The organism is Pseudonocardia halophobica (genome assembly GCF_027922425.1).
GTDB classification, from domain to species: domain Bacteria; phylum Actinomycetota; class Actinomycetes; order Mycobacteriales; family Pseudonocardiaceae; genus Pseudonocardia; species Pseudonocardia halophobica.
Window position 1 is genome coordinate 17,551 of the sequence record NZ_BSFQ01000034.1, and the last position, 12,397, is coordinate 29,947.

Below are 12,397 nucleotides of genomic sequence, written 5' to 3' on the forward strand. Positions count from 1 at the left end.
CCTACCCGATGAGGGCCGTGAACTCCTCCCGGAGCGCCGCCATCCGCCCGTCGGCGCGGGCGCGGGCGGCGTCCACGTCGTCCGTCGGCGGCTCGACGATCTCCAGGTAGGCCTTGAGCTTCGGCTCGGTGCCGGAGGGGCGCACGACGACCCGTGCCCCCTCGTTCCGCAGGCGCAGCACGTCCGGGGCGGGCCGGTCGGCGCTCCAGCCCTCCGGCGGCGCGCCGGCCAGCCGGGCGATGACGGCGTCGCGCTGCTCGGGGGCCATCCGCAGCGAGATCCCGACGGTGCGGTGCACGCCGTGGGCCCGGGAGAGCTCGTCGAGCCGGTCGAGCACGGTGAGCCCGGCGATCTTCAGTCCGGCCGCGAGATCGGCGGCGAGCACGGCCGCGGCGATCCCGTCCTTGTCCCGCACCGCCTCCGGGTCCACGCAGTACCCGAGGGCCTCCTCGTAGCCGTAGACGAGGCCCGGCCCGGCGCGGACGATCCACTTGAAGCCGGTGAGCGTCTCGGCCGACGGGGCGCCGTGGGCGGCGGCGACCTTCGCGAGCATCGAGCTCGACACCACGGTGGTCGCGACCAGGCCGGTGCGGCGGCGCAGCAGGTGGTCGCCGAGGAGGACGCCGGTCTCGTCGCCGGTGAGCATCCGCCAGCCGGCGGGCGTCGGGACGCCGAGGGCGCAGCGGTCGGCGTCGGGGTCGAGGGCGATCGCGAGGTCGACCTTCTCCTCCGCGGCCAGCGCGAGCAGCAGGTCGGTCGCCCCGGGCTCCTCCGGGTTCGGGAACTCGACGGTCGGGAAGTCCGGGTCGGGCGCCGCCTGCGCGCCGACCACGTGGACGTCCGTGAACCCGCTGCGCGCCAACGCGTGCACGACCATGGCCCCGCCGACCCCGTGCATCGGGGTGAACGCGATCCGCAGGCCGGTGGTCGCGGTGCCGAGCCCGGCCACCCGGTCCAGGTACTCCTCGGTCGGGTCGTCGACGGTCGTCGGGCCGTCGGCCGGGATCGCGACGGCGGCGGCCGCGGCGCCGATCGCGGCCTCGATCTCGGCGTCGGCGGGCGAGGTGAGCTGGGCCCCGGGGGCGTCGCTCACGCCCTCGCCGAGGTAGACCTTGTAACCGTTGTCCTGCGGCGGGTTGTGCGAGGCGGTGATCTGCACCCCGGCCGCCGCGCCCCGGCGCTGCACCGCGAACGCGAGCAGCGGGGTCGGCGTCGCCCCGGGCAGGACGTGCACCGCGAACCCGGCCGCGGCCAGGACCCCGGCCGCCTCGCGGGCGAACGCCTCCGATCCGTGCCGCGCGTCCCGCCCGACGACGACCGTGCGACCCCGCGCGCCCCGCGCGACCAGCCAGGCGGCCAGGCCCGCGGTGGCGCGCCGGACCACGGCGACGTTCATGCCCGACGGTCCCGCCCGGACCGGGCCGCGCAGCCCGGCGGTGCCGAAGCGCAGGGGACCGGACAGGGCGTCGGCGAGGGCGGTGCTGCCGCCGCCGGTCATCGCGTCGACCAGGAGCTTCTGCAGGTCCGCGCGGGTGGCGGGGTCGGGGTCGTCGGCGATCCAGCGCATCGCCGCGTCCCGCAGCGCGGGGTCGAGACCCATGTCAGGCGCGCGCGACCAGCTCGCGCAGCAGCTCGCCCATCCGGGTCGCCGAGGCGCGCCCGGCCTCCAGCACCTCCTCGTGGTCGAGCGGCTGGCCGGTCATCCCGGCGGCGAGGTTGGTGACCAGCGACAGCCCGAACACCTCGACGCCCTCGGCGCGGGCGGCGATCGCCTCGAGCACCGTGGACATGCCGACAAGGTCGGCACCGAGCGTGCGCAGCATGCGGATCTCGGCCGGCGTCTCGAAGTGGGGGCCGGGCAGCCCGGCGTACACACCCTCCTCGAGCGACGGGTCGATCTCCCGCGCGAGCTTGCGCAGCCGGACCGAGTAGAGGTCGGTGAGATCGGTGAACCGCGGCCCCACCAGCGGCGACCGGGCGGTGAGGTTGAGGTGGTCGCTGATCAGGACCGGCTGCCCGACGGACATGCCCTCCCGGATCCCGCCGGCCGCGTTGGTCAGCACGACCGTGCGGCAGCCCGCGGCGGCGGCCGTCCGGACGCCGTGCACCACGGCCTCGACCGGGTGCCCCTCGTAGCCGTGCGTACGGCCGAGCAGCACCAGGACCCGGCGGTCGCCGATGGTGAGCGTGCGCACCGTGCCGCCGTGCCCCTCGACGGCGGGCGGGACGAACCCGGGCAGCCCGGCCATCGGCACGTCCGACCCGGTCCCGATCACGTCCGCGGCGGGCCGCCACCCCGAGCCGAGGACCACCGCGACGTCGTGCGAGTCCACCCCGGTCGCGTTGGCCAGCGCCTGTGCGGCCTCCGTCGCGATGCTCATGCCCGCAGACTACGGGTGATCAACCGGCGCCCGGTGTCGTGAAGGTCGCGGCGAGCGCGGTGAACAGCGCGGCGGACCGGTCGCCCGCGCGCTCGGCCGGCACGGTGAGGGACAGGGCCCACAGCCCGTCGGCCGCCGGGACGGTGCGCAGGACCGTGGTGCGCTGCTGGGCGCCCTCGGTGGTCGTGTAGCGCCGCTCGCGGACGCCGTCGGGGGCACCGGCGGCGGGCTCGGCGGGCGTCACGTCGACGGCGTCGACCCCGAGGTGCGGGGCCGTGAGGCCGGCGGTGACCTCGTCCTCCGACCCGGCCTTCCACACCGCCATCGCCTCGGACCCGTCGGCGGAGACGAAGCGGACGACGGGGTTCGTGTCGCCGTCGCGGTACTGCGCCCAGGTCGAGGGCACGGCGACGCTCCACCCGGCGGGGTCGCTGTGCACGGTCGTGGGGCTGCGGTCGGTGGTGACCGTGACCGTCGAGGACGGGGACTGCCCGGCGAGCGAGCGGACCACGCTGTAGCCGCCGGCCGCCCCGAGCAGGACGAGCAGCGCCCCGGCGACGGCCAGCGGCAGGGCCCAGCGCGTCGGCATCGAGATCGCGGTGGTGGAGCGGGCGGCGGGTCCGGCTGTCGGGCGGACGGGCGGACGGGCCGGCGCGTGGGCACCCGTCGGGGTGGGTAGCGGGCCGGGCGAGGCGGCGAGGCCGCGCGCGGCGGGTTGCGGGTCGGCCGCCGGGAGCCGGGTCGAGCCGGCGGGGCCGTGGGTGCCGCCCCACGGTTCCGACGCCGGGACCGGGCCCGACGCGGCCACCCTCGGCTCCGGCACCGCCTCCGGGCGCGCGGCGATCGCGGAGAAGGCCGTCGGCGCGTCGGGCGAGCCGGGGTAGAGCGGGTCGTCCGGGTCGTCGAGCAGCGGGCGCAGCCGGCGGCGCACCTCGTCGAGCGGCATCCGCTGGTCGGGGTCCTTGACCATCAGCGCCGCGATGACCTCGGCGACGGGCCCGTGCTCCCGCGGGCGGGGCACCTCGCCGTCGACCACCTCGGTGATGGTGGAGACGGGGTCGCCCTTGACGTCGTAGGGCGGGCGGCCCTCGATCGCGGCGAACAGCGTGGCGCCCAGGCCCCAGAGGTCCGCGGCGGGGGTGACCGCGCCGCCCATCGCGACCTCGGGGGCGATGTAGGCGGGGGAGCCGAGGACGAGCCCGGCGGTGGTCATCGGCGCGTCCGAGGCGTTGCGCGCGATGCCGAAGTCGGTGAGCTTGATGCGCCCGTCGTGCGCGACGAGCACGTTCCCGGGCTTGACGTCCCGGTGCGTGATCCCGGCGCGGTGCGCGGCCCGCAGCGCCGCCGCGGTGGCGTAGCCGACGGCGGCGGCCTGGCGCTGGTTCAGCCGGCCCTGCTCGGAGATGAGCGTCGCGAGGTTGCGGGAGGGGACCATCTCGAGGACGACGAGCGGCTCGCCGGCTGCGTCGACGACGTCGAACACCGTGATCACGTTCGGGTGCGACAGGCCGCCCAGGGCGCGCGCCTCGCGGAGCATCCGCTCGCGCATCCCGAGCGCCTCGCGCTCCGGGACCCCGCGCGGGACCTTCAGCTCCTTGACGGCCACGCGGCGGCGCAGGACCTCGTCGTACCCCGACCAGACCGTGCCCATCGCCCCGCTGCCGAGCTGCGCGGAGAGGCGGTACCGGTCGCCGACGACGCGGCCCGGCTGCTCGTCTTCCTGCGTGGACACGGGACCATTGTCGGCGACGACCCGCACACGTGTGCGGGCGGGTGCGCCTGCGGACGACCCGGACGGGGCCGGGACCAGCACAAACGGGCACGTCACGTGACCGGGTGACGACGCTGTGCAGCCCCTTTCTTGTCGCCGAACGGCAGGGCCGCCCGTTCGTCGCAACCTGCGACAACCGCTCGTCACGGACAGGCTCGCCGTCCGCAGCAGATCGCCGACCCCTCGGCGCGGATACCCGGTGAACGCCCGGTTTCGGGTTGGTACACCGCTGACCGGGTGAGCACCATGGACCAATGCAGGAGAGAGCGAAGAGCCCTCGAGGGGCGGGTCGAGCCGGTGATGTCCGGTGACCCTGCTCGAGGCGCACCCCGAGCTCGCGACCAGCGGTGACCAGGTGGTCACCGACCTCGGTGCGGGCACCGGCCCGGCCTGGCTCGACCAGTGGCTCTCGGCCCACCGGTCCGACGTCGTCGCCGTCCGCCGGTCGCTGCACTCCGTACCCGAACTCGGGCGGGACGAGCATCGTACGACCGCCCTCGTGGCCCGCCGCCTGATGGCCGCCGGGCTCGAGCCCCGCACCCTGCCCGGCGGCACCGGCCTCGTCTGCGACGTGGGCCGCGGCGACCGCTGCGTGGCGCTGCGTGCGGACCTCGACGCCCTGCCCCTCGGCGAGGAGACCGGGCTGCCGTTCGCCTCCACCGTGCCCAACGTGATGCACGCCTGCGGGCACGACGCGCACACCGCGATGGTGCTCGGTGCGGGTCTCGCGCTCGCCTCCGCGCCCTCGCTCCCCGGCCGGGTGCGGCTGGTGTTCCAGCCCGCCGAGGAGGTCCAGCCCGGCGGCGCGATCGACGTCGTCGCCGACGGCGCGATGGACGACGTCGAGCGCATCTTCGCGCTGCACTGCGACCCGCGGCTCGAGGTGGGCCGGCTCGGCACCCGGGTCGGGCCGATCACGTCGGCCTGCGACCTCGTCGAGATCCGGCTCACGTCGCCGGGTGGGCACACCGCCCGTCCGCACCTGACCGCCGACCTCGTCGAGGCGCTCGGGCTGCTGATCACGCAGCTCCCGCTGCTGCTCACCCGCCAGGTCGACCCGCGCTCGGGCACCGTCCTGGTGTGGGGTGCGGTGCAGGCCGGCGAGGCCGCCAACGCGATCCCGCAGCACGGCGTGCTGCGCGGCACGCTGCGCACGGCCGACCACGCGACCTGGAGCGAGCTCGAGGACAAGTTCCGCGCGCTGGTCGCGGCGGTCCTCGCGCCGCTCGGCGTCGGGTACGTGATCGACCACATCCGCGGGGTGCCGCCGGTGGTCAACGAGGCCGTCAGCTCCGGCATGCTACGCGACGCCGCGATCATCACCGGCGGGCCCGACGCCGCCGCCGACACCGAGCAGTCCAGCGGCGGCGAGGACTTCGCGTGGTACCTGGAGAAGGTGCCGGGCGCGATGGCGCGGCTGGGGGTGTGGCCGGGGGTGGGTCCGATGAAGGACATCCACCAGCCCACCTTCGACCTCGACGAACGCGCCCTCCCCTTCGGCGTCCGCGTCCTGGTGAACAGCGCCCTACAGGCCCTGGCGTAATCCCCGCGAGTCGGGAGTTCTGGCAGCGCGAGTCGGGAGTTCTCGCTCGGGTGTCAGGGCTGCTCTCGGTGCCTGCGCGGCTGGAGGGTGCCGATCTTCCGGTTGAGGGTGAGCCCGCGCGCACGAAAGGCCGTGTCGAGCTCGCGTTCGACCCGGCTGAGGTCGCGCATGTCGGCCGCCCGGACACGGACGACGATGAAGCCGCGGCGCTCCAGCTCGGCCTGCCGCGCGGCATCCTCGTCCTCGCGCCCGAGGTGGGCCGCATGACCGTCGTACTCGACTGCGATGCGGTACTCGGGCCAGGCATGATCGAGAAGGAACAGCACCTCGCCCCTCGCGTCGTGCACGGGCAGGTTGACCTGCGGAACCGGAAATCCCAGGTCGACGAGCCTGAACAGCATCCGGCTCTCCGCCGGCGAGAGCGTCAGCCCGGTGGCCAGGTCCAGCAGCTGCGCCGCCCTGCGTCGCCCACGGGGGTCGCTGCGGTTCGTGATCCGCTCGCCGACGCGCTGCCGGAAAGCCTCTCGTTCTGCCGGGGCGACCGCGGCCAACGCCTGGTCGAGCACTGCAAGCGCGTCCTGCGGCCGGTCGCGGCACAACAGATCGGCCAGCACCCGATCGAGAGCGAGCACGGGAAGCCCGTCGATCTCGACCGCGTCGTCGGACAGGAGGAGACCGTTGTGGGCCACGAGGCCGGGACGTGCGCGCAGCCAGTGTCCGGACGGCACGGTGAGGTGGACCGGAAGTGGGTCGACGGCGGTGCAGCCGTGCAGCCAGGTCGCCGTCCAGTCGCTGATGACGGCCGCGGGCCCGGCGAAGGAACAGGCGGCAGCGGCGACGGTGAGAGGATCGGCCGTGCGCGTTCCTGCGACGAGCACACCGCGCCACTGCGCGTGGAGCTCGCCGGATCTCAGGGCGCCGCGCATGGCGGAATCGCCCATCTGACGTCGGACGTCCGACTTGCGGCGCGCGCCATGGGTCCCGGGTTCGGAGGTGGTCATGCTCAAACCGTGCCGCCGTAGCGTGCTGATCAGCAGATGAGCGTCGAGGCTGTGGACAGATCCACCCGGGTGTGGATGGTCAGGGACCTTCCGGCGAGGACGGCGATGACGACTGCTCGCGACTCGCGGTGTCAGATCTCGCGACTCGCGGAACGTCTCCGGGTCAGACGCTCTTCTGGCTCGGGCGGTTGCGGAGTTCGGTGACGTAGTCGTCCGGGGCGCCGGCGGCTTCCGCGGCGTCGGCGATCACGCCGAGGTAGCGGGCGCTGGGGAGGCCGCCCTCGTAGGCGTTGAGCACGTAGATCCAGGCGAGCACGCTGCCCTCGAGGGTCTGCACCCGCAGCCGGAGCTTCTTGTGCAGCCCGAGCTCGCCACCCTCCCAGCGGTCGAGCTGGGCGGCGTCGTGGTCCGGGACGTCGTAGAGCACCACGAACACCTGCGAGGTCGGGTCCTCGACCACCGTGGAGAGCGCGCCCTCCCAGGCGTAGTCCTCGCCGCCGAAGGTCAGGCGCCAGCCCATCAGCCACCCGGTGCCCGCCATCGGCGAGTGCGGGGCGCGCTCCTTCATCTGGCCCGGATCCATGTTCGACCCGTAGGCGGCGTACAGCGGCACGGGGACAGGGTAACGGCGCCCGCCTCGTCCGGGTCCTTCGGGACCGCTCGGCGGACACGCGTACGGTATGAACGGGCGCCGGGCGGCGTCCGCACCGGTCGGATCGATCCAGGACCGGCCGTCGGATCTGCTGTCTCGCGGAGGGGCGTGCGTACGGTGACCCGCATCGTGATCATGGGCGGTGGCCCCGCCGGGTACGAGGCGGCGCTGGTCGCGGCCCAGCACGGCAGCGACGTGACCGTCGTCGAGAAGGACGGCATGGGCGGCGCGTGCGTGCTGCACGACTGCGTCCCCTCCAAGACCTTCATCTCCTCCGCCGCGGTCCGCGTGGACCTGCACCGCGCCGAGGACCTGGGCGTGCTCCTCGACCGCAACACCGCCGGCGTCGACCTGCCCAAGGTCAACGGCCGGGTGAAGGGCCTGGCGCTGGCCCAGTCGGCCGACATCCGGGCCCGCGTGGAGAGCGAGGGCGTCCGGATCATCCACGGCGCCGCCTCCTTCCTCGACGAGACGAGCGGCCGCCAGCCGCACACCGTCGAGGCCCGGCACCAGGACGGGACCGTCGAGAAGCTGGCGGCCGACACCGTGCTGATCGCGACGGGCGCCACCCCGCGCGTGCTCGACTCGGCCCGGCCGGACGGCGAGCGCATCCTCACCTGGCGCCAGCTCTACGACCTGCCCGAGCTGCCGGAGCACCTGATCGTGGTCGGCTCCGGCGTCACCGGCGCCGAGTTCGTCTCCGCCTACGTGGAGCTCGGCTGCAAGGTCACGCTGATCTCCAGCCGGGACCGCGTCCTCCCTAGCGAGGACGCCGACGCCGCGGCCGTCCTCGAGGACGTCTTCGCCGAGCGCGGGGTCGACATCCTCCCGAAGGCCCGCGCCGAGTCCGTGGTGCGCGACGGCGACGGCGTGGTCGTCACCCTCGCCGACGGCCAGGTCGTCCACGGCTCGCACGCGCTGATGACCGTCGGGTCGGTCCCGAACACCCGCGACATCGGCCTGGAGAAGATCGGCATCGAGACCGACCGCGGCGGGTTCATCCCGGTCGACCGGGTCTCGCGCACGTCCGTGCCCGGCATCTACGCCGCCGGCGACTGCACCGGCCTGCTCATGCTGGCCTCGGTCGGCTCGATGCAGGGCCGCATCGCGATGTGGCACGCCCTCGGCGAGGGCGTCGCGCCGATCCGGCTGCGCACCGTCGCGTCCAACGTCTTCACCCGCCCCGAGATCGCGACCGTCGGCATCAGCCAGCGCGCGATCGACGCGGGCGAGGTCCCGGCCCGCACCGTGATGCTCCCGCTGGCCACCAACCCGCGCGCGAAGATGCGCGGGCTGCGCCGCGGGTTCGTCAAGCTGTTCTGCCGCCCGGCGACGGGCGTGGTGATCGGCGGCGTGGTCGTGGCCCCGGTGGCGAGCGAGCTGGTGCTGCCGATCGCGATGGCGGTGCAGAACGGGCTCGGCGTCGACGACCTCGCCCACACCTTCTCCGTCTACCCCTCGCTGTCCGGCTCGATCACCGAGGCCGGCCGGCAGCTCATGCAGCACAGCGACCTGGACTAAGGGACGAGTCGGGGTCATCCCCGATTTCGCGGCCTGCAGCGCGGCGGACCGTGGACGCATGACCACTCCCGTCCCCACCCGCGTGCCGGTCCTGCCGGTGGTCGCGGCCGGGGTCGCCGGGCAGCTCGCCGACGACCTCCTGTTCGTGTTCCTGCCCTCCTTCCCGGGCGCCGCGGCGATCCTGGCGATCGTGCTGACCGCCGGCGCCGCCCGGCTGGTCACGGCGAAGCTGCACGGCGCCGCCGTGCCGCGCGCCGGGCTCGCCGTCGGTGCGGTGTCCGCGGGCGTCGGGCTGCTGCTGAGCGGCCTCGGGCTCGTCTCGATCATCGTCGCCGGGCTGACGGTGCTCGCCGGCGTGGGCGGGGCGATCCTCGGTCGCCCGGAGGTCCGCCCGCACCGCGACTGACCACGACGGCGCCCCCGGCGGACGGTGTCCACCGGGGGCGCGATGTCGGCTCAGCCCGCCGCGGCGAGACCGGGGCCGGGCCCCGTGCGGCACGACGCGAGGACGCACGCCTCGGCCGCCCGCGCGGACCGGATCGGGGACGACGCGGCGGAGAGGCTCCCCGCGAACGGCCACTCACCGGCGAAGCGCTGCAGGTACCAGTAGACGAACAGGTAGTCCTGCGTGTGGGGCTCCGCGACGAACACCGCGCGGCCGGGCAGCCGCTCCACCCAGCGGGCGTAGGCGATCGTCGCGAGGGCCGGGGGACGTGCGGCCCGCCGGGTGGCGAGCCAGTCCCCGGCCCGGGTGCGCCAGTCCTGCAGCGACGCCGGATGCAGGGTGGCGCCGGGCAGCTCCCGCAGGTTCGCGGTGAACGTCCCGGTCGGGACCCCGTCGGCGCGATGTGCCGCCGAGGTCAGGGTGAGCAGGGAGTGCGGGCCCGGGATGGGCCCGTCGGTGTGGATGTGGGTCGTGACGAACACGGTCGTCGGGTCGGACGGGGTGTCGGGGGGCATGACGGATCCTGGTTCTCGAGTGGTTGTCGAGGACGTGCCCGCGACGAGGTGGCCTCGTGTCGGGCGGGATCCGCGGCGCGGTCCTGGCCGCGTGGCGGAGGGACCGGGCCCCGTGGGGTGATCACACGGGTGCGTGTCGGGCGCTGTGTACTTGTGCAGCACAGGCGCGCCGAACACGGTCGAACCTGGCGCTGAGGAGTCAACCCGACGCCGAGGGTGACGTCAATCCATGATCAGCAGATCCGGCGCACCGGACCGCGCCGCGAGCCGGGCGGCGGCCGGGCCGGAGCCGCCGCACCGGATCCGCTCCAGACCGAGCCCGCCGGCCGCGAAGCGCAGCACGGCGCCCAGCGCGGTCGACGTCATGCCCCGGCCGCGGGCGCGCCCCAGCGCCCAGCAGGTGATCTCCGGGGTGTCGGTGCCGAGCCCGGTCAGCGCGATCTCACCCAGCATCTCGCCGGTCGTCGGTTCGGCGACCGCCCACGAGCACCCCGTGTCCGACGACCACCGCGCGGCCCGGAGCCGGACGTGCGCGAGTGCGTCGGGCACGCCGGCCTCGGTGAGGGCGGGGACGTCGGTGACCCGGTCGTCGGCGCGCAGGGCGCGCAGGTACCAGGTCCCGGCGTTGATCTCGACGGGTTCCATCGCTGCAGGTCGGACGGGGTCGTGAGTGCCGAGTGCCCCTCTAGGGGCACTCGGCACTCACGGGTCAGTCCTTGATCTCGCAGACGACCGTGCCCTGCGAGATGGAGGAGCCGGCCTCGGCGGACAGGCCGGTGACGGTGCCGTCCTTGTGCGCGGTGACCGGGTTCTCCATCTTCATGGCCTCGAGGACCACGATCAGGTCGCCGGCCGAGACGGTGTCGCCGTCCGAGACCGCGACCTTGATGATCGTGCCCTGCATCGGGGCGGTGACGGCGTCGCCGGAGGCCTTGGCCCCACCGCCGCCCCCGCCGCGCTTGCGCGGCTTGGCCTTGGCCGCACCGCCGGCGGCACCTCCGCCGCCGAAGGAGATGTCGCCGGGCAGCGAGACCTCGACGCGCTTGCCGCCGACCTCGACGACGACGTTCTGCCGCGGCGCGGTCTCCTCGTCGGCCTCGGCCGCGCCGGTGAAGGGCTCGACCGTGTTGTCCCACTCGGTCTCGATCCAGCGGGTGTGGACGGTGAAGTCCTCCTCGCGGTCGGCCGCGAAGGCCGGGTCGGACACGACGAGCCGGTGGAAGTCCAGCACGGTCGCCATGCCGCCGACCTGGAACTCCGCCAGGGCGCGGCGGGAGCGCTCGAGCGCCTGGTTCCGGTCCGAGCCGGACACGATCAGCTTGGCCAGCAGCGAGTCGAACTGCCCGCCGACGACGGACCCGGCCTCCACACCGGCGTCGACGCGCACCCCCGGGCCGGCCGGGTAGGCGATCGACTCCACGGTGCCGGGGGCGGGCAGGAAGTTGCGGCCCGCGTCCTCGCCGTTGATCCGGAACTCGATCGAGTGCCCGCGGGGCTCCGGGTCGTCGAGGAGGTTGAGCTCCTTGCCCTCGGCGATGCGGAACTGCTCGCGCACCAGGTCCAGGCCGGAGGTCTCCTCGGACACCGGGTGCTCGACCTGGAGCCGGGTGTTGACCTCGAGGAACGTGATCAGGCCGTCCTGCCCGATGAGGAACTCGACGGTGCCGGCGCCGTAGTAGCCGGCCTCCTTCACGATCGCCTTGGAGGCGTCGTAGAGGGTCTTGCGCTGCTCCTCGGTGAGGAACGGCGCGGGGGCCTCCTCGACCAGCTTCTGGAAGCGGCGCTGCAGCGAGCAGTCGCGGGTGCCGACGACGATGACGTTGCCGTGGGTGTCGGCCAGCACCTGGGTCTCGACGTGCCGGGGCTTGTCCAGGTAGCGCTCGACGAAGCACTCGCCGCGACCGAAGGCGGCGGTGGCCTCGCGGACCGCCGACTCGTACAGCTCGGCGATCTCCTTCTCCTCGCGCGCGACCTTCATGCCGCGCCCGCCGCCGCCGAACGCCGCCTTGATCGCGACGGGCAGCCCGTGCTCCTTGGTGAACTCGATCACCTCGTCCGCGCCGGAGACCGGGTCGGCGGTGCCGGGGACGAGCGGGGCGCCGGCGCGCATCGCGATGTGCCGGGCGGTGACCTTGTCGCCGAGGTCGCGGATGGACTCCGGCGACGGGCCGATCCAGGTGATGCCGGCGTCGATCACCGCCTGGGCGAAGTCCGCGTTCTCCGACAGGAAGCCGTAGCCGGGGTGGATCGCGTCCGCCTCCGCCTGCTTCGCGGCCCCGATGACCTTGTCGAAGTCGAGGTAGGACTCGGCGGCGGTGGTGCCGCCCAGGGCGTAGGCCTCGTCGGCCAGGCGCACGAACAGCGCGTCCCGGTCCGGGTCGGCGTAGACCGCGACACTGGCAAGGCCCGCGTCCCGTGCGGCCCGGATCACCCGTACGGCGATCTCCCCGCGGTTGGCGACGAGAACTTTGCGCAGTTCAGGCACGTTCGGTCTCCTCGTGGCTCGCGGCCGACCTCCGTTGCGTCGGCGCGTTGGTTACCGCGGAGTCTAGGAGTTCACCCAGCGAA

The 12,397-nt window shown here is 74.4% G+C and carries 11 protein-coding genes; 3 read left to right on the forward strand and 8 right to left on the reverse strand.

The genetic code is table 11. From position 1 onward, the window contains the following. Nucleotide 1: 1 nt before the first annotated feature. Genes PKE99_RS28630 through PKE99_RS28640 form a run of 3 tightly spaced genes read right to left on the reverse strand, consistent with a single transcriptional unit; the run spans nt 2 to nt 4,113 of the window. Nucleotides 2-1,600 carry a phospho-sugar mutase gene (locus tag PKE99_RS28630; RefSeq protein WP_037046382.1) on the reverse strand — a complete coding sequence of 533 codons (1,599 nt, stop codon included), beginning with the start codon at nt 1,598-1,600 and terminating at the stop codon, nt 2-4. Nucleotide 1,601: 1 nt separating this feature from the next. After that, entirely contained in the window at nt 1,602-2,381 is a 780-nt protein-coding gene (locus tag PKE99_RS28635; RefSeq protein WP_037046385.1) for a purine-nucleoside phosphorylase, read from the reverse strand. A 19-nt stretch (nt 2,382-2,400) separates the two neighbouring features. Next, the gene (locus PKE99_RS28640; protein WP_037046388.1) at nt 2,401-4,113 is read right to left on the reverse strand and encodes a serine/threonine-protein kinase; all 1,713 of its coding nucleotides are present in this window, start codon (nt 4,111-4,113) and stop codon (nt 2,401-2,403) included. A gap of 346 nt (nt 4,114-4,459) precedes the next feature. Here PKE99_RS28640 and PKE99_RS28645 point away from each other — a divergent pair, with 346 nt between their 5' ends. After that, the gene (locus tag PKE99_RS28645; protein ID WP_037046391.1) at nt 4,460-5,695 is read left to right on the forward strand and encodes an amidohydrolase; all 1,236 of its coding nucleotides are present in this window, start codon (nt 4,460-4,462) and stop codon (nt 5,693-5,695) included. 53 nt (nt 5,696-5,748) lie between these two features. On the opposite strand, the gene PKE99_RS28650 is transcribed toward PKE99_RS28645, so the two are convergent. Both PKE99_RS28650 and PKE99_RS28655 read right to left on the reverse strand, forming a co-directional pair. Continuing rightward, entirely contained in the window at nt 5,749-6,696 is a 948-nt protein-coding gene (locus PKE99_RS28650) for a type IV toxin-antitoxin system AbiEi family antitoxin (RefSeq protein ID WP_081924170.1), read from the reverse strand. A gap of 163 nt (nt 6,697-6,859) precedes the next feature. Further along, nucleotides 6,860-7,309, reverse strand: coding sequence for a gamma-glutamylcyclotransferase (locus PKE99_RS28655; protein ID WP_037046394.1), 450 nt, complete (start codon nt 7,307-7,309; stop codon nt 6,860-6,862). A 156-nt stretch (nt 7,310-7,465) separates the two neighbouring features. On the opposite strand from PKE99_RS28655, the gene PKE99_RS28660 reads away from it, so the two are divergent. Continuing rightward, the gene (locus PKE99_RS28660; RefSeq protein WP_037046397.1) at nt 7,466-8,869 is read left to right on the forward strand and encodes an NAD(P)H-quinone dehydrogenase; all 1,404 of its coding nucleotides are present in this window, start codon (nt 7,466-7,468) and stop codon (nt 8,867-8,869) included. Between the two features lie 58 nt (nt 8,870-8,927). Continuing rightward, nucleotides 8,928-9,275, forward strand: a complete 348-nt coding sequence (locus PKE99_RS28665) for a hypothetical protein (protein ID WP_037046400.1) — start codon at nt 8,928-8,930, stop codon at nt 9,273-9,275. 50 nt (nt 9,276-9,325) lie between these two features. On the opposite strand, the gene PKE99_RS28670 is transcribed toward PKE99_RS28665, so the two are convergent. From PKE99_RS28670 to PKE99_RS28680, 3 genes are all read right to left on the reverse strand, one after another. Further along, nucleotides 9,326-9,829, reverse strand: a complete 504-nt coding sequence (locus PKE99_RS28670; protein ID WP_037046401.1) for a hypothetical protein — start codon at nt 9,827-9,829, stop codon at nt 9,326-9,328. Nucleotides 9,830-10,051: 222 nt separating this feature from the next. Continuing rightward, complete coding sequence (locus PKE99_RS28675; RefSeq protein ID WP_063739770.1) at nt 10,052-10,474, reverse strand: GNAT family N-acetyltransferase; 423 nt, start codon at nt 10,472-10,474, stop codon at nt 10,052-10,054. A 64-nt stretch (nt 10,475-10,538) separates the two neighbouring features. Next, the gene (locus PKE99_RS28680) at nt 10,539-12,314 is read right to left on the reverse strand and encodes an acetyl/propionyl/methylcrotonyl-CoA carboxylase subunit alpha (protein ID WP_037046404.1); all 1,776 of its coding nucleotides are present in this window, start codon (nt 12,312-12,314) and stop codon (nt 10,539-10,541) included. Nucleotides 12,315-12,397: the final 83 nt, after the last annotated feature.

Excerpts from the sequence above, each read along its gene's own strand:
- PKE99_RS28630 (WP_037046382.1), bottom strand. The coding sequence starts at position 1,600 with ATGGGTCTCGACCCCGCGCTGCGGGACGCGGCGATGCGCTGGATCGCC.
- PKE99_RS28635 (WP_037046385.1), bottom strand. The coding sequence starts at position 2,381 with ATGAGCATCGCGACGGAGGCCGCACAGGCGCTGGCCAACGCGACCGGG.
- PKE99_RS28650 (WP_081924170.1), bottom strand. The coding sequence starts at position 6,696 with ATGACCACCTCCGAACCCGGGACCCATGGCGCGCGCCGCAAGTCGGAC.
- PKE99_RS28665 (WP_037046400.1), top strand. The coding sequence starts at position 8,928 with ATGACCACTCCCGTCCCCACCCGCGTGCCGGTCCTGCCGGTGGTCGCG.
- PKE99_RS28670 (WP_037046401.1), bottom strand. The coding sequence starts at position 9,829 with ATGCCCCCCGACACCCCGTCCGACCCGACGACCGTGTTCGTCACGACC.
- PKE99_RS28675 (WP_063739770.1), bottom strand. The coding sequence starts at position 10,474 with ATGGAACCCGTCGAGATCAACGCCGGGACCTGGTACCTGCGCGCCCTG.